This is a genomic window from Paenibacillus sp. D51F, from assembly GCF_053345695.1.
Map to the genome: position 1 here is coordinate 362,282 of NZ_JBKFAO010000001.1, position 17,220 is coordinate 379,501.

At 58.5% G+C, this 17,220-nt stretch carries 12 protein-coding genes, 2 tRNA genes and 1 pseudogene; 1 reads left to right on the forward strand and 14 read right to left on the reverse strand.

Going from position 1 to position 17,220, the window contains the following annotated elements:
- Positions 1 to 4: 4 nt before the first annotated feature.
- The 11 genes and pseudogenes from ACLBWT_RS01785 to ACLBWT_RS01835 form a co-directional block, all read right to left on the reverse strand.
- Positions 5 to 990, reverse strand: a pseudogene (locus tag ACLBWT_RS01785) (tyrosine-type recombinase/integrase).
- Between the two features lie 457 nt (positions 991 to 1,447).
- Positions 1,448 to 1,524, reverse strand: a tRNA-Ile gene (locus ACLBWT_RS01790).
- Positions 1,525 to 1,567: 43 nt separating this feature from the next.
- Positions 1,568 to 1,641 (reverse strand) — tRNA-Met (locus ACLBWT_RS01795).
- Positions 1,642 to 1,716: 75 nt separating this feature from the next.
- Complete coding sequence (locus tag ACLBWT_RS01800) at positions 1,717 to 1,881, reverse strand: hypothetical protein (protein WP_165895337.1); 165 nt, start codon at positions 1,879 to 1,881, stop codon at positions 1,717 to 1,719.
- 150 nt (positions 1,882 to 2,031) lie between these two features.
- A complete protein-coding gene (locus ACLBWT_RS01805) occupies positions 2,032 to 3,615 on the reverse strand; it encodes an extracellular solute-binding protein (protein WP_447661381.1) in 1,584 nt (527 codons plus the stop codon).
- Positions 3,612 to 4,496: an ABC transporter ATP-binding protein gene (locus ACLBWT_RS01810; RefSeq protein ID WP_447661382.1), complete on the reverse strand. Its 885-nt coding sequence runs from the start codon at positions 4,494 to 4,496 to the stop codon at positions 3,612 to 3,614. The genes ACLBWT_RS01805 and ACLBWT_RS01810 overlap by 4 nt, the downstream gene beginning before the upstream one ends.
- A gap of 7 nt (positions 4,497 to 4,503) precedes the next feature.
- Entirely contained in the window at positions 4,504 to 7,419 is a 2,916-nt protein-coding gene (locus tag ACLBWT_RS01815; protein WP_447661675.1) for an ABC transporter permease, read from the reverse strand.
- A gap of 4 nt (positions 7,420 to 7,423) precedes the next feature.
- Complete coding sequence (locus tag ACLBWT_RS01820) at positions 7,424 to 8,506, reverse strand: efflux RND transporter periplasmic adaptor subunit (RefSeq protein WP_447661383.1); 1,083 nt, start codon at positions 8,504 to 8,506, stop codon at positions 7,424 to 7,426.
- Entirely contained in the window at positions 8,472 to 9,248 is a 777-nt protein-coding gene (locus tag ACLBWT_RS01825; RefSeq protein WP_447661384.1) for an ABC transporter ATP-binding protein, read from the reverse strand. The genes ACLBWT_RS01820 and ACLBWT_RS01825 overlap by 35 nt, the downstream gene beginning before the upstream one ends.
- A 327-nt stretch (positions 9,249 to 9,575) precedes the next feature.
- On the reverse strand, positions 9,576 to 10,568 hold the full coding sequence (locus ACLBWT_RS01830; RefSeq protein ID WP_447661385.1) for a Gfo/Idh/MocA family protein: 993 nt from the start codon (positions 10,566 to 10,568) through the stop codon (positions 9,576 to 9,578).
- 153 nt (positions 10,569 to 10,721) lie between these two features.
- The gene (locus ACLBWT_RS01835) at positions 10,722 to 13,013 is read right to left on the reverse strand and encodes a preprotein translocase subunit SecA (protein WP_447661386.1); all 2,292 of its coding nucleotides are present in this window, start codon (positions 13,011 to 13,013) and stop codon (positions 10,722 to 10,724) included.
- A gap of 157 nt (positions 13,014 to 13,170) precedes the next feature.
- Here ACLBWT_RS01835 and ACLBWT_RS01840 point away from each other — a divergent pair, with 157 nt between their 5' ends.
- Positions 13,171 to 14,166 carry a glycosyltransferase gene (locus tag ACLBWT_RS01840; RefSeq protein ID WP_447661387.1) on the forward strand — a complete coding sequence of 332 codons (996 nt, stop codon included), beginning with the start codon at positions 13,171 to 13,173 and terminating at the stop codon, positions 14,164 to 14,166.
- A gap of 205 nt (positions 14,167 to 14,371) precedes the next feature.
- Here the strand turns inward: ACLBWT_RS01840 and ACLBWT_RS01845 are convergent, their stop codons facing one another.
- From ACLBWT_RS01845 to ACLBWT_RS01855, 3 genes are read right to left on the reverse strand one after another with little or no spacing between them, the layout of a single operon-like run.
- A complete protein-coding gene (locus tag ACLBWT_RS01845) occupies positions 14,372 to 15,160 on the reverse strand; it encodes an ABC transporter permease (RefSeq protein ID WP_447661388.1) in 789 nt (262 codons plus the stop codon).
- A gap of 25 nt (positions 15,161 to 15,185) precedes the next feature.
- On the reverse strand, positions 15,186 to 16,085 hold the full coding sequence (locus ACLBWT_RS01850; RefSeq protein ID WP_447661389.1) for an ABC transporter permease: 900 nt from the start codon (positions 16,083 to 16,085) through the stop codon (positions 15,186 to 15,188).
- Positions 16,082 to 17,131 carry an ABC transporter ATP-binding protein gene (locus ACLBWT_RS01855; protein WP_447661390.1) on the reverse strand — a complete coding sequence of 350 codons (1,050 nt, stop codon included), beginning with the start codon at positions 17,129 to 17,131 and terminating at the stop codon, positions 16,082 to 16,084. Before ACLBWT_RS01855 ends, ACLBWT_RS01850 begins: the two co-directional genes overlap by 4 nt.
- Positions 17,132 to 17,220: the final 89 nt, after the last annotated feature.

A 17,220-nucleotide genomic window follows, 5' to 3' on the forward strand; every position in this document is an offset into this window, starting at 1 on the left:
TTCTTTATAGCCTGTCCAGCGGGCTGAATTTCGCATGTTGCGCGTTAACGTCCGTCCCAAATAGATTCACGTACATCCGCACGATTTCAAGCGATGTGTGTCCGAGTATCTTCTGTAGACTAAACGCGTCGCCTCCGTTCATAATGTAAAGCTTTGCGAACGTGTGGCTAAAGGTGTGCGGCGAGCAACGTACGCCTTTGATGCGCGCTTCTTTTCCGTAGCCGCAATTGTCTCTTGAATGCCGCGAACCTTAAACGGATTGTTATCGATGTTGACGAAGAGGTTGTCCGTTTCGAGGACGCCCCGGACTTCGATATACGTGCGCAGCGCCTTTTCCAGCGTACGCGAGAACGGAACCAAACGCTCCTTTCGCCCCTTCCCGAAAACGAGAATTTGGCGCACTTTCCAGTCGATGTCGAACAAGCGGATGCCGGCCAGTTCCGATATGCGGACGCCGGTGTCGAGCAGCGTCATCATGATCGTATAGTCGCGATAGCCCGTAAATGTCGACCTGTTGGGCGCGCCAAGTATCGTTTTGAGCTGCGCGTCAGAGAACGTTTCGATAATGCGCTTCTCCACCTTATTCGTGCCGATCCCATTAAACGGGTTTGTATCTACGTAGCCCTCCGTATGAACCCAGTTGAAGAAGGCGCGCCATCCCCGAATCAGCTTGTTAATGGTCGCATCCGATGGCGTAGGGCCGCGCCCTCTAGCGATCTTCTGCGCTTGCTTCGTCTCGATCGCAATAAGAACGTGACTCTTCGCCACATCAAGCGGGCGTTTAACGCCTTGCTCGGTTAATAGGCGCGCCAACTCCTTCGTTGTATCGCGATAGAAATTAAGCGTTTCATCCGTTAGGTTTCGGATTCTGCAGTAGCGGAGGTATGACGAACGGGCCGCCTCAAAGTCCGTTGATTCCGGCGGGTACTCAATCGTTGTCGGCCGCGTGGCTCCGGCTGCGGCGAGGTTAACGCGTCTAGTTCGCGCCATAAACAAAAACGCCTCCACATCGTAATATTCGTCAGCGCGACGAATAAAGCGAGTGCAGGCGTACAGGACGCGTAAATTAACGTATCAGATAACTAGCGGAGTTTATGCGGTGGGGATTCGTATCAGCAGACGTAAGCACGCGGAGCCTATTGCGGACAAATTGCGTACCATTTTAAGTCCTGTGCGTCTGCCAGTTCCGCCACCTCGGCTTGATGGAGCAATGCCTGTTTCAAACATTGACGAAGCGTAGCATAACATATTTAGCCAGCGAACGTCAATAAATTAATCCTCTAGATGCTCATTCAATGTAAAGCAAGCATCAATAGCAGCAAAAAGCCTATATCCGACAGATCGGCTGCGGGATATTAGGAAGGAGCATGGCATAAAAATCCGCTCCCAAGCTTATTTATGGCCTATAAATAAAAAAAGCCTTGCTCCGCAAGGATTCAAATTACATTGGTGGGCCCTGCAGGACTCGAACCTGCGACCAATCGGTTATGAGCCGACCGCTCTAACCAACTGAGCTAAGGGCCCTTTTTGTGTCAAAAAGGTAAGATGCCGATCAGGACTAAGTAAGTTGCGGGGGCAGGATTTGAACCTGCGGCCTTCGGGTTATGAGCCCGACGAGCTACCGGACTGCTCCACCCCGCGTCGTCCAAAAAAGGATAGGTTCCGTTTGGAACACAAGGATAAATATACAATAAAAGCTTCCCGAAAGTCAACTTCCTAAGGCAAATACCTGACGCCGTATTTCCCCTTCTTCGACTGGAACACTTCGATCTCGCGCGGACACTCATATCCGTAGATCCACCAGTCGTTCTCCATCCGCTTGACCAGGCAGCCGGCTTGGAATTTGCTCTCGTACAGCCTTCCCCAATAAATCCAGTTCATCAGCAAGCCCCTTCCTTTCTCTCTGCTCCTAGTTTACCCCAGCGGACTAGGAAAACATTCCAGCGTCGAGGCAAAAATGCGGGAGAGCTTGCAGCTTGGAAGCGAATAAAAAAAAGCGGTCCCGAAGGACCGCACTTGATGGCTTGATGCTTAGCCGTTGCCGGCCGCCGCGTCTACTTTTTCCTGTTCTGTCGTAGCTCCGCCTTCCGTCGTCGCTCCGCCCTCGTCCGTTCCCTTCGGATTGGCTTTGACCTTCTTGAGCAAGGCATTGCCCTTGACGGCCCATTCCTTGACGACTTCCTCCGGCGTCTTCTTGCCGGTCGCCGCTTCCTGGAACAGCTGCTGGCTGATCGAATACATTTCGTTCAGTCCCGGATACTTCGTGTACATATCCTGAGCGTTGCTCGTGTCCGGCGGAATCGGCTTCAGCGTATAGAACGCCTTGATGTTGTACTGCATGCCGTCGATCGGCTTGATGAATTCCGCCCGAGCCGGAATCTCATAAGTGCTGCGGGACTTCAGCTTCGCCCACTCCTTGCTGTTCAGGAACTTGATGAAGTCCCAGGCGTCATCCGCATTCTGAGCCTTGTTGTTGATGCCGAGCGGCTGGCTGAGATAGGAGCTGCCTCCGATGCCGGGCTTCTCCTCGAATACCGGCGGCGTCACGACATCCCAGTCCACTGGCGTGAAGTCCTTGCTTTGCGAAGAGTAGCTGTTGTTGCTCTTCATCTGGGAGATATAGCCGTAGTCCGCGATGGTCATGGCTATGTTGCCGCTGCCGAACAGATCGCCTTGGAACGGGTTGTAATTGTTGGAGCCTTCCTTGCTGGCCTTCTCGTATTTCTTGTTCAACGCTTCGCTGAGCTTCTGGTAGCCTTCCTGGTTCGGGATGGCCTTGACCTTGTACAGATCGAGAATCGTCTTGATCGCGTTGGACCAGGACGAGCCGCTGTCCACGAGCATCTTTTCGGCTTTGTCGTCGAAAATCTTCAGCTGAAGCGGCTGCACGTAGGTCGAGACGTCGCTGTACAGATCCGATCCGCCCCAGCGGTTGATCGTCATGCCGTAGATCTGGTCCGCTCCTTCGCCTCCGCTGACTTTGCGGGCAAGGTCGAACACCTGCTGCCAGGTCATGTTGTCCGTCGGCGGCTGCACGCCGGCCTTCTGGAAGATCTTCTTGTTATAGAAGAGCGCCGAGCTGGAGAATGTCGGAGACAGGACGAAGATTTTGTTGTCTCCGACCGCTTTGATGCCGTCGATCACGGTCGGCACGTAGTCGCTGATATCGAATTTGTCCTTCGTAATCAGCGGATCGAGTTCCTTGAGCAGGCCGTCCTGAGTCATGCGCGGCAGATTGCTGTAATCGGCGATGACGACGTCGACGGGGTTCTTGCCCGTCAGCAGCTCCTTGAACTTCTCGTACGGATCGGGCTGCTCCTCGCCGTTCTGGCCCCGCATGTCATTGTAGTTGATCGCATACTCGAACTGCAGCTCGATATTCTGATGCGTGAATTCGTACGTATCCGTGTACTGCTGGCGGAGCCACTGCTCCTGATCCGGCGAGCCGTACATCATGCCGATCCGCAGCACGCGGTTCTCCGGCTTATCCGCCGTTCCCCCGCTGCATGCGCTGAGCACGGCCGATGCCATGACGAGCGACAAGCCGATGGCTGCCGTGCGGCGGATCTTGCGTCCGGCCTCTTTCTTTGTTGATTGACCCACTTCCATACTCATGCTTGTTCCCCCTCTAAAGGCTTTGGTTTCGTAATGATGATGCGCTCCCCGTCGAACTCCATGGAAGCCTTGTTGCTGATGCCCAGAGCGGCCAAATATTCCTTCGGCACCTGCAGCCTGCCGGCGCGGTCGACGACCGCGTAAGCTTCGTGCACCTCCTGCAGCCCTCCCGCGCCGAATGCCGACTCGTCGTCGAGATTCGGGTTGCGGCGAAGGAACTCCGTGCTCGTCAGTCCGTCCCGGATCGCGACGACCCGGTCCACCTTGCCGGCCAGCGACAGGTCATGGGTGACGATGACGATGGTCAGGCCCAGCTCGCGGTTGAGCCGCCGGAAAATGTCCATGATGAGGTCGGAGGTGCGGCTGTCGACGGAGCCGGTCGGCTCGTCGGCGAGCAGCATCTGCGGCCGGTTGGACAGCGAGATGGCGATCGCCACCCGCTGCTGCTCGCCGCCCGAGAGCTGATGCAGCTTGTTGTGCATCCGCTCCTTCAGCCCGACCCATTCCAGCAGCTGCCTGGCATAGGGCCGGTCGACCTTGCCGGAGAGCATCATCGGCATCTCGACATTTTCCAGAGCGGACAAATAAGGCAGCAGGTTGCGGGCGTTGTTCTGCCAGATGAAGCCGACCGTATCCCGCTTGTATTTGACGAGCTGGTCGTCCGTCACCTGGAGCAGATCCCAGGGACCGACCTTGACGCTGCCCGCCGAAGGGCGGTCGAGCCCGCCCAGAATGTTGAGCAGGGTCGACTTGCCGCTGCCGCTGTTGCCGATGATCGCCATGAGCTCGCCGTCCTGAACGCTCAAGTTCAAGCCTTGCAGGGCGACAACCTCGAGATCGTCCGTTTTGTAGATTTTGACCAGGCCTTCGCATTCGATCATGATGCCATCACCGCTCCTCTCCCATCTTGACCGCCTGATGGACGCGCAGCCTGCGGATATGAAGCAGCAGCAGCAGAGCCCCGGTCAGCATCATGAAGCCGACGACTCCGTACAGCTGCGCCGTATCCTGGCTGTTGAACACGACGCGGAACGGCGGCACGTTGCCGCTGGAGCCGTCCGTCGTCTCCAGGAAGGGCAGGAACAGGATGCTCGCGATCTTGCCGATGAGGACGCCCAGGCCGATGCTGAGGCCGGCCGTGAACAGCTGCTCCAGAAGCAGCATGCCCGTCAGCTGTCCTCGCGAGAGTCCCATCGCCCTCAGCACGCCGAACTGGACGACGCGTCCCGACAGGTTGAAGAACCAGTACAGAATATAGCCGGTCAGCGTCACGATGACGGAGACGAGGAACCCGAGGCTGAGGATGCCGAACACCCCGCCGCGCGTCGGCAGCTTGCTCTGCGTCACGAGCTCGGTGCGCACGTCCTTCACGGAAGCGAGCTCGACGCCTTGCTCCGCCAGCTTGCTCATGAGCGGGCCGACCTTCGCTCCTGGTTTCATCTTGAGCCAGACATCGTAAGGAATGATCGGCACCTGGTCGTAGATGTAATCCAGGTTGGCGATGATGAACGGCGACTGGTCCGGATACTGGGACGGCCAGTAAGGAAGGATGCCGACGACGGAGAAATCGATCATGCCGTCCGACAGTCCGACCGAGACGGTGTCTCCCAGCTTCAGCTGGTACTTCTCCGCCATCGAGGTCGGAATGATCGCTCCCATGCCTTCCGCATAGACTCCCAGATTGTTGAGGTAGTTGAACGGATGGACCGGATACAGGTCGTTGCGGAACCAGCCTACTTTGGCAAAGTCGACATTGTCGATCCCCATCAGCGTCCCTTGGCCGATGGAACGTCCCGATACAACGATGCTCCCTTTCGTCTGGAGCACCCGCGCCGCCGCCTCGACTCCGTCCAAAGTGCGGAACAGCTCGAACGGCGGCTCGCTGTAACGGATCGTGGCCGGCACCGGGTTGCCGCCGCCTTGGCCGCCGCCCGCTCCTCCGCCGCCTCCGCCTGCTCCGCCCCCGGAACCGCTGCCTCCGGAGCCATTGCCTCCAGAGCCATTGCCGCCAGAACCGTTGCCGCCTCCTTGCGTCGGAGGAAGCTCGGGCGATCCCGGCCATACCGTCTGCATGACCACGTCGGTGCCGTATTGGTACAGCGTCCGTTCCGTGGAATTGAGATCGATCGTCCGGGCCGCGGAGGCGTTGTACACGCCTAGCCCCAAGGTAAGGATAAGCAGGATCATAAGCGGGTAATAACCTTTGGACGAGCGCGACAGCTGCGTCAGCGTCAAGTACAGCGGAACCGGAAGCAGCTTGCGTCCGAGCCAGTTGAACAGGCGCAGCAGCCACGGGAACAGCCGCAGGAAGAACAGTCCGAGCGAAAAGATCGCCAGCGCCGGCACGAAGAACAGGAACGGCTGCACGTTGAGCTGATCCGTCGTCATGCCGGTCTGGAACGTCAGCATCTGCCGCTGGTTGAACAGATACCAGCCGTAGCCGGTCGCTCCGAGCAGCAGGATGTCGAGAAACCATCGCTGCCATACGGGCGCCCGGTCCGAGCGGGCCAGCTGCTGCTTGTAGCCGACGATCGAAGCGCGGGCGTAGATGACCGCCGGGATGACCGTCGCCATCATGGCCAGCAGCACGGCGGCGCATCCGGCGATGATCGCGTCGGTGGTGAAGCCGACCGGAATCGACTTGCGGTCGACGAACTGCAGGAACCCGTTCGCCGAGCCGATGCTCTTGGCCATGAACCAGCCGAGCATCGGTCCAAGCACGAGCGCCGCGCCTCCGAGCAGCAGACTCTCCAGCAAGTACAGCCAGACGATCTGCCTCGTTCCGGCTCCGCGGCTGCGGAGAACCGCGATGTCGCTGCGCTGCTTGTCGAGCGCCTGGCGGGCGTTCATGGCGATGAAGTAGAACACCATCGCGATCATCGGTGCCGCCAGGGTGAACAGCAGCGTCTGCAGCTGCACGCTCATCTTGCGGAATTCCTGCAACGTCGCAGCGAAGCTGATCTCGACTTTCGTGTCGGTGAGCTTCTGGTACAGGTCGATGTTCAGCCTCTCGAGCGTCTGGCTGAGCGGAGAAAGCTCGCTCGTGCGGATGTTGCGGAGATCGAACGAGTAGTACCAGCTGCTGCTGTGCACCGGAATCTTGTTCCCCGTAAGGAGGGAATCCTCCATGGCGGAATCGCTGGTCAGGAAGGTGCTCATCAGCCCTTCCAGCCCTTGATACCAGTACGGATCCGTGCTTTTCTTCGGCTTGAAGGTGCCGACGACGACGACGCGGATCGATTGATTGGAACCGTTCGCGTAGACGGGATAATCGAACGCATCTCCCACATGCATATCCGCCCGGTACAAGGCATCGTCGAGAACGACGGCTTCCACCGTCCTGCCGTCTCCTTTGCCTCCCGCGAACCAGCGGCCCTGCGCAAGGTCGGCTTGGGCTTCGAGTCCGGACAGCGATTGCAGGGAGAACTGCCTCATGATGCTGGCGTCGACCTTGGTAGGATCCTCGGGCGTGATCGCGGCGCTGCGGATCGCGATGTTCTTCACCGCGGTCTCGACCGGGAAGCCGATCATGTCCGGCACTTCCTCGCGGATATAGGCATCCACGTTCTTCAGCGAGGCGAGATCCGTAGGACCGCCTGAGGCGGAATAGCGCATCAGCAGGGAACCAGCCGGAAGGCCTTCGCTCTTCTCCTGAAGCGACTGGGTGACGACGCGCTTCAGCGCGCCGTCCGCATACATGGGTATGCTGACCGCGAACGCGACGGCAAGCACGAGGCCCGCCAGGGAACTGAGCGTCAGCCAGCGCGTGTTCCACATTTTGCGGAACAGGAATCGAATGAGCATCACCTTACTTGCCCACCACTTTCATCCCGGGCTCGAGGCCCTTGAGGATTTCAATCGCCGTTGCGGTGCGCTCGCCTACCTCGACATCCACCTCCCGCTTCGTCTCGCCCTCGGCAACCTGCACATAGGTCCGCGAGCCGATGCTCCGGAGCGCGGAAGGCGGAATGACGACGGCGTTCGGCTTGCTTTTGACGATGATGCTGACCGAAAGCCTCGTGCCCCGGGTAACTCCGGCAGGCATTTTGTCCAGCTGGACCGTCAGGAAATCCTCGGGGCGCTCCGGCTTCGTTCCGGTGCCGCCGCCGTTGCCGCTGCCGTTGCTTCCGCCCGATTCGTCATCGGTGGATTTGACGGGCAGCGTCTTGACCTTGCCGTTGATCGTGCCGGCGTTGTTGATATCCACGACGGCCTTCATGCCGACCGACACCTTCTCGAGGTCGCTGGAATCGAGCTGAATGCCGGGAACCAGCTGCGAGGTGTCCGCTATGACGCAGACGGGATCGTAGGCTTTGACGGCATCGCCCTTCTGCAGCGTCAGCTGCACGATCGTGCCGGAGAACGGCGCGGTCAGCGTCGCCTTGGCGATCTGCTGCTCCAGATCGGCTATCGCCTGCTTCTTCTCCTCGAAGGCGATGACGGCCGCTTCGAAATCGACGGGAGGCATTTCATCCTTCTTGCGGAGCGTCTCCTTCATGCCCACCTCGTCCTTGCGGAACTGAAGCTTCTGGTCGCGGACCTGCTTCTGCAGGTCCTCGACGTCCAGCGATGCGATGGGATCGCCGGCTTTGACTTTCTGGCCTGCCTTTATGTATAAGTCCTTCAACCGCTTGCCGTCCAGCGTGTAATAGAGCGTTTCCTCCCGCAATGAAATCAGTTTCCCCGTCGTATCCACCGTCGTCGTCAGCGTTTCGGTCGTCACCTCGTACTCGGGCTTCTTGGAAATTTGCGGCGGAGCGATGGACGGGAGCACCTCCTCCGACTGCTCGGCAGGCAGCAGCGCGCAGCCCCCGGACATAATCAGCGAACAGCCCAGCAGCACGGCCGCGGCGCTTTTAGATGAACGTACCGTCCACCATTTCGTAAACATGATCGGCAACCTCCAGAATCGTAGGATCGTGAGTGGTCATGCATATCGTGACCTGCTCGGATTTGATGATCGTGCGGAATACATTCATGATCTGAGCGGACATCTGGGAATCCAGCTCCGCCGTCGGCTCGTCGGCCAGCAGCAGCCTCGGCCGATGTGCGATCGCCTTGGCGATGGCGACCCGCTGCTGCTCGCCTCCGGACATCTCGAAGGGACGATGCTTCATCCGCTTCTCGAGCCCGACCAGCTCCAGGCAGTGCGCGACCCGCTCTTTCCACTCGCCGCGCGGGGTTCCCGCCATCCGGAGCGACAGCTCCACATTTTCCCAGGCCGACAGCAGCGGCATGAGGGCGAACGCCTGGAAGATGAATCCCATGCGCTCCCTGCGCGCCACGGTCCGCCGATCGTCTCCCAGCTCATGGAAAGGCAGTCCGTCGAACCATATCTTCCCTTGGGAAGGAGTGTCCAGACCTCCGATCAGATTGAGCAGCGTCGTCTTGCCGGAGCCGGACCGGCCTTTGAGCATGACAAGCTGCAGCGGATCGACCTTCATGTCGATCCCCTTCAGCACATGCACGTCGGCGCCCGAGGAATGGAACATGCGATGCACGCCGATTACCTGCAGGATAGGCTCTGCCTGGCCTTGCCGCTGGCGAAGCTCCTCGCCCGCAGCTTCGGCGGCGGCGTCTTGGCCCGTCTCTGCCGGCAGCTGTTCCCCCGGGCGTTTCCATTTCCAAACCATAGACCCTCTCCCTTTTCTCATCTTTCTCATTTTCGTTCTGACGATTGGAAATGCTTAAAGGTTACACCTTAATTTGGTTTTCATCGTTTTTTTTGCAAAAGAGTTCCACGGTACCGGGGTCAAGAGATGCCGCTTGCTGCTGCCGACCTGTTTTTCGGTCAAATTTCGACATTCAAGCTTGTGGTCGAAGCCATCCAGCCTCATTGCGAAAACACGGAAAAAAGAGGCGGTCCCAAGCCATGGACATGACTCGGGACAGCCCCTGCATTTTTTTAGCGCATTCGGTTCCAATGAATGATTCCATGCCGCCATTGGTCAAGCGATGCTTCAGTTCCGCCTGTCGGCAGGAAACTCCAGGCCGATCTGCCGCCTGGCCTCATCCATGATCTCCAGCACCGCGAGCGAGTTGTCGAACGTGTTGATTCCCGATTCCAGCCTGCCTTCGAGAATCAAGCGAATGAATTCCTCGATCTCGTACTGCATCGTGTTGTCGGATTGAGGCCGGGTCAGATCCTCTTCGGGACGGCCGTCGCGATAGCGGATGACGACGCTGTCCGGCTGGCTGATGCGGGTGACGAGCATGACGCCGTCTTCGCCCTGGATTTCCGCCGGCAGCGAGGAATCCGATATTTTCGAATGGACGAGCACGGCATCCATCCCGTCATAGGATAGCGTCAGAGTGCCTTTGCCGTCTACCCCGGAATCCAGCATGACGGCGCTTGCCTGCACCGACATGGGCTTGCCGAACAGAGCGACCAGAGGATAGATGCAGTAGGTGCCGATATCCATGAGCGAGCCGTTCGACAGCTCCGGCTTGAAGGCGTTCAGCACCTCGCCTGCCTTGTAGCGGTCGTACCGGGACGAGTACTGGCAGAAGGAGGCGAAGTAATTCCGGATTTTGCCGAGCTTCGGGAGGTTGTCCCGGATCGCGGCGAAGTTCGGCACGAAGGTCGACTTCATCGCTTCCATCAGGAGCACGCCGTTCTCTTTGGCCGCGGCGATCATCTCCCGCAGCTCCCGCGCGTTGGACGCGATCGGCTTCTCGCAGAGGACATGCTTGCCCCGCTGCATGAAGGAGATCGCCTGCGGCGCATGCAGGGAGTTCGGGCTGGCGATGTAGACCGCGTCTACGGCGTCGCTGTCCGCCATTTCTTGCAGATCGGTGAAGCGCAGCGCGATATCATGCTTGTCGGCGAATTCCTTGCCCCGCTCCGCGGAGCGGGAATAATGGGCCGCCACGACCGCCTCCGGCACCCGCCTCGCCGCGTCGATGAATCTCTCTGTAATGAAATTGGATCCGATGATTCCGATTCTGACCATAATTAGCTCCTCCTGACATCGCTGTGGTTCTCTGATCCTCTTATTCTAGCACAGCGCATCCAATCGGAAAAAACAACGGAAATTTCAAGTCCGATGCTTCGGCTGCATCGCTATCATCTTCATCCGTTGAAGCCGATTGCAACTGCAACGCGATCAGCCTTTGTTCAGCGCAGCGAATGCCCGGTCCAATACCGGCTTCATTAGCTTGCGAATATAAAAAGCGATTATTGTTTCCGCTCCCCATGAGCTGCGCTTGTTGTCCATGTATTGATCGTTGATGATATAAGTCCGCGTGGAAGCAGGACTCTTCAGCCCCAGCTCTTCCCACTTCGCCGGATCGTTCGCTCCGCCCAGCCTTGCGAGCATAGCAGCCGACTCTCTCTCTATTTCAGCCGGAATCTGCTCGTAGGCTCGGATGATTTGAGCATGAAATTCGACGATTGGATTGCGGTCGGCAAGGCTCTCCAAATGGATGCCTTCGCGAAGGTAAGAAACGTAAGCCAGATGGTCAGCCCAGAACTTGTCGATATAAAAAAGCCGTACCCGCCGCTCCAAAGGGCTCATCGGCGTCTCGCCTTTCAAAATGCCGAGCCGCTCCTCGTATAGAATAAGCCTCTGTTCCTCCACCATATCCGAATAACAGTTCAGTTCCTGGCGGATATGGAAGTTCTGGCCCATAGCAACGCGCTGAATATGCGCGATTTTGCTGCGGAGCACCGGCTTGTCGATAGCCTCATCCTGCCTATGATTGCGAAACGCTTTATCGATGCCGAACCGAAGCAGCAGCTCTTCCTCCAAGCTTACGAAAAATACGGAAGCTCCAGGGTCGCCTTGGCGGCCAGAGCGCCCGCGCAGCTGGTCGTCGATCCGCACGCTTTCGTTCACATGCGTGCCGATCACGTACAATCCGCCCAGTTCGGCGACAACCTCTGCTTGCGCGGAATTGCCGCCGCCGAGCCGAATGTCGACGCCGCGTCCCGCCATATTCGTCGATACCGTCACGGCTCCGATTTCTCCCGCTTTGGCGATGATCTCGGCTTCCTTCGCATCGTTTTTCGCGTTCAGAACATGGCAGGTCACGCCGGCAGCCGCCAGAGCCTCCGCCAGCATGTCAGACTCCTCGACGCTCGACGTACCGATGAGAATGGGACGACCCGTCGCATGGACGGACGAGATTTCATGTACAAGCGCCTTGAATTTGGCTTCTTTATGGGTATAGATCCGGAGCGGATGGTCGATCCGTATGTTTGGCCGATGCGGCGGTATCTGCACGACCTGCAGCGCATAAATTTCTTCGAATTCCATTGCGGAAGCGTGCGCGGTAGCCGTCATTCCGCTGATTTTCGGATATAGGCTGAGGAAGTGTTGAAGGGTAATCGTCCCCAGAATGTCCCCGCCGGCTTTCGTCTGCAGCCCTTCTTTGACCGCAAGCGCGGTTTGCAGCCCATCCGGCAAATGCCTGTTCTCCGCCACGCGGCCGGTATATTCGTCGATCAGCTCGATTTCCCCGTCCCGGACGATGTAATCGACGTCCTTCTTCAATAACAATTCCACATGCAGCGCGCAGTTTAAGGACGTCAACAAATGACTGTTGTCGCTTGCATACAAATTGCCGCAGCCCAGCAGCGACTCCGCTTTCGCAGAGCCTGCTTCATTCAAGTAAACGTTCCGCTTGAACTCGTCGAAGTCGTAATGCTCGGCTTGCTGCAGCTGTCGGGCCGCTTCTGCGAAACGAATGCCGTCATTGCTGGAAGAGCCAGCCTCGCCGGCGATGACCAGCGGCACCCGCGCCTCGTCGAGCAGCAGCGAATCCGCTTCGTCGACGATGACGTAGTGGAAAGGACGATGCACGATATCGGCTTCGTTCCATGCGATCGTGTCGCGCAAATAATCGAATCCCGCCTCTTTGGCCGTCACATAGGTTATATCCGCGGAATACGCTTCCCGTTTCTCGGACAGGCTCATGCCCGCTTGAACCGAGCTTGCCGTCAGCCCGAGGAAACGATAGATCGGGCCCATCCACTCCGCATCCCGATTGGCCAAATAATCGTTGAATGTCAGCACATGGACGCCTCCGCCGGCCAGCGCATTCAGATAAGCAGGCATGACAGCAGATAGCGTTTTTCCTTCGCCGGTATGCTGCTCGATCAAAAACCTCTCGTGCAGGGCGATGGCAGCCGTGATCTGGACATCGTAAGGCTCCAATCCCAGCTTTCTCTTCGCCGCCTCGCAGACCAGCGCATAAGCATCGACAAGCAGCCCATCCAAAGGTGTGCCCGATTTGGCCTCTTTTTGCAGCCGGAGGGATTCCGCTTGAAGCTGCTGATCGTCCCATGCTTCCAAATTGCGTTTCCTGATGAGCTCCGCTTTGTCCTGATAGCTTATCAGTCTGTTCCGGTTATCGCGGCCATTGATCCTTTGCATCCATTTGACGGCTATATTCATAACAATTCGATCTCCCCTCGGTAGAAATGCGCCTGGTCTTGAACAATTTGCGCTGATCTGCCGCCCATCAGGATCAAGTCCGCTTCAACCGCTTAACCTGTCTCCCGAAGTGCTCTATAATGACAGCAGGATCGCACACACTCAGGAGGGTTTCCATTTGACCAAAGTAGGGCTAGTCATGAGAAAAATCCAGTTCGCCGAAGCGCAAGGCCCCCGCATCTATGCCGAAAGGCTGAAGGAGCTTAGCCGCGAGCTCGGCGTGGAAGTCGTCTTTGTCATGCCGGAGCGCCATGTCAGCGATTACGATCAGGCCCCCGGCTACGAATACGAGAAGGGAGATCTCGTCAATTACGATCTCGTGCTGGAGCAGCTGGAACGGCAGAAGATCGACCGGGTCATCTATACCGTATCGGGCTTCACATACCTCAAGATGTTCATAGACAAATGCGTTCTCTTCCCGCACTCCTACCCGCATCCGGACTTGACCGGCTACGAGATGATGAAGCCCTTCTATTCCATCGTCGACAAGGCCGTCGTCCATACGGATTATCTCAAGGGACTGTTCAAGACCGACTACGGCGTCACCGACGTGGACGTCATTCCGATCGGCTTCGAGGGAGATCTCGCCCGCAAGCATTATGATCCGAATGCCGTCATCGGCAACCGCATCCTCTGGATCGGCCGGGATGAGCCCAACCGCAGGCCGGAGCTGCCGATCGAATATGCCCGGCGCAACCCGGACAAGGATGTCGTCATGGTCATGGGCGGCCAGCGCTATAGGGAGAGCATGAAGCGCTACGACATTCCTTCCAATGTCACGCTGCATTTCGCGCTGTCGCGCGAAGACATCTTCGGGCTGATGAACTCGTCCAAAGTGTATTGGAGCTCCAGCGTCTTCGATACGTTCTCCATGCCGCTGGCGGAAGCGATGGCGATGGGCAAGCTGGTCGTGAAGCCGGATCATCCTTGCTACGGCCATATTTCCTCCACGCACACGTTCGCAGGCAACGAGCGCAACTGGTTCGAGCTGCTGAACATGGCTGCCGCTTCCCCGCTCAAGGTTTCCGCCGACAACCGCGGTTATGCCTTCGAGCATTTCTCGGACCGGATCATGAGAGAAGGCTACGAGCGGTTTTATGCCGGCTGGCTGTAGCCAGCCGCGAGCAGAGGCCGTTCGGATGAACGGCCATCGCATCGATACGGCTTCAGGCGAGACATGCGCAGTCTGCTAAACAATTAAATCCTTTCAGCCTGGCTCTCCTGCCGTCATTTGGTTTCCGATGAAGCCGAGCCGCGAACTGAAAGCTTTTTTTGCCAGGGATGAACGCTTCCTCGGGCTCAACGGCTCCTCCCGGCCGTCAGCTTCTCATCGTCATCATATTGCCCGAGCTGTACCTCCTCAGCCCCCAGTAGAAGAAGCCGATCGACCCGGCGGCGATCAAAGCGGCGGCGCCTGTCGCAAGCAGCAGATAATCTCCCTGCCAGCCCCGCAGCAGCCCGATCGGCATGTAGCTGATGAACCCTGCAGGAATGACCGTGAACAGGATGAGCCGCACCGCTCCTTTGAATATATCCGTCGGATAGGTCGTAAAGGCCAGATGGCCGTTGAACAGCTGGAACGCGATGCCCTCCGCATTGCCGATGAAGAACGCGAGAGAGCCCGCGGCGACGTTGAAGAACAGGAAGATCAGCCCCGCCAGCAGCAGGCCCAGCAGAAATCTCAGAACCCCGCCGGGCGACAGATCGCCCGCATAGACGAAGATCGCCAGGCCGAACAGAAAGTCTCCGATCGCCGTCAGCGACATCCGGCTTGCAAGCACGTTGAGCAGCACCGGCTTGGGCTGGGTCAAATATACATCCAGCTCGCCTCGCGCCGTGATGGAGGCGATCCGGGTAAAATTGCCGAACAGCGTGCTTGCCCAGCCGAAACCTCCCGTTCCAACCGCCCACATGAGCATCACATCGTTGATTCCCCAGCCGTTGACCGAAGGAAAGCGGGTAAAGAAGATGCCCCAGAACACGATCCAGATGACGTTGTTCAGGAACATCATGCCGGCCGTCATGAAAAAGCTGAGCCGGAACTCCATCGCTCCCGCCAGATTGAGCTTCCAGCAGGCGAGCAGGAACGGCAGCGTTCCTTTTCTCAAGCTTCCTTTCCTCAAGCTTCCTTTCCTAACCTCCGTTGACATTCAGCCTTCTCACTCCTCTCGAGTAGATCCAGGCGACCAGCGCGCCGAGCAGCACGATCCAGATCATCTGGATGCCGAGAAATGCTCCCAGGACATCCGTTCCGCCCACCGCCGTCTTCGCCGGGAAGTACAGCACCGCCTGGAACGGCAGCCAGGCGCATATCTGCTGCAGCCAGTGCGGCATGAGATCCAGAGGAATGAGCATGCCTCCGACCGTGAACTGCAGCTTCTGCAGGACGAACTCCAGGCCGCGTGTCTCCTCGACCCAGAACGCGCACAGCGCGATGGACATGTTGAGCAGGTAAGCGATCGTGAAGGAGCCGAGGCCGAGCGCCGCCATGCCCGCCCAGCCGAAGCCGAAGTCCGGCGGCCCGACCATCAGCCAGCCGATCAGCGTGCCTGCGGCGAGATTGACGGCGAAGCGGAGCAGCGCCTCGCCCATATAGGAGAAATACTGATAGCCGACATAGGAGATCGGCGTCAGCAGCCGGACGGCGACGCCTCCGCTTTTGACCTCCTCCTCGATTCTCGTGCACTGCTGGGGGCAGGCCATCGTGAACGCCTCCGTCAGGACGAGATACCAGATGATGTCCCTCAGGACGAAGCCTCCGATGCTCGCCTCCGCTCCCCCTTGCCCGCTATAGGCGGCGCTCCACAGCTGCATGAAGATGAACAGGATCAGCAGGAGAAAGACGGAGCGGATGAGAAAGTCCGCCATGTAGGCTGTCTGCTGCTTGAAGGTGATGGAGCCTACGGCGGCGTATTTGCGGCCTTTCAGCACCATCGCTTCCTTGCGCGAGGAATAGGGCCGCCGCTCCCATCCGCGACCGACGCCCGAATCATATCCTTGGCCGGCAGCGGGCTTCCGGACTTCAATCTTCATGGCAGCCCCCGTCCTTCCCCGGCAATCGGCGTCCCGTCAGCGAGATCATGATCGCGGCTCCGGGCAAAGAGCGTCTTGATGACCTCTTCCATCGGCGGGTCCTCGATCGTCACATCCGCGATGCGGATGCTGCCCATGAGCCGGGACAGCACCGTTTCGATGTCGGTCCTCGTCAGATCGACGGAAAGCTTCAGGACGCCTTCCTCCGCCTCCAGCAGCTCCGTTCCGGCCAAGCCTTGAATCGCCGCTCCGGAGCCTCTACCCTCTCCCGCCAGCCTGACCGTCACGGTCTTGTACCTCAGAATGTCACGCTTCAGCCTCTCCACCGGCCCGTCGACCATGATGCCCCCGTGATGGATGACGACGGCTCTGCGGCACAGCTTCTCGATGTCCCCCGCATCATGCGAGGTCAGAAAGACCGTCGTCCCTTCCTCCCGGTTCAGCTCCGCGATGAGGTCGCGGATCCGCTCCTTGATCATGACGTCGAGCCCGATCGTCGGCTCGTCGAGGAACAGCAGCCGCGGTCCGTGCAGGAAGGAAGCCGCGATCTCGCAGCGCATCCTCTCTCCGAGCGACAGCTTCCGGACCGGCACGTTCAGGTACGGACCGAGATAGAAGCGTTCGATGAGCGAAGCTTTCCGTTTCAGGTAGACGTCCCGGTCCAGCTCGTAGATGCGGCTCATCAGCTCGAACGTATCGCTCGGCGGCAAGTGGTACCACAGCTGCGATTTCTGCCCGAATACGGTGCCGATGAGATAAGCCAGGCGTCCGCGCTCCTGCCAGGGCGTATAGCCAAGCACCTTCGCCTCCCCGGAGGTCGGATGCAGGATGCCGGTGAGCATCTTGATCGTCGTGGATTTGCCTGCGCCGTTCGGACCGAGGAACGCGATCGTTTCCCCTTCCTCCACCGCCAGATCGATTCCTTTCACCGCTTCCTTCTCTCCCCACTCCGGCTTCCACAGCGAGCGGAAGCTTCCCCCGAGGCCAGGCTGCTTGCGCTTGACCATGAACGTTTTCTTCAGCCCTTTTGTCTCAAGCACCTTCATGTCCGACGCCCCTATCTGTCTATGATTTCTGCTGGAATCAGGCCTTCAGTCCGGGTATCGATATAGCAAAAAAAGACCTCCGAAAAGCC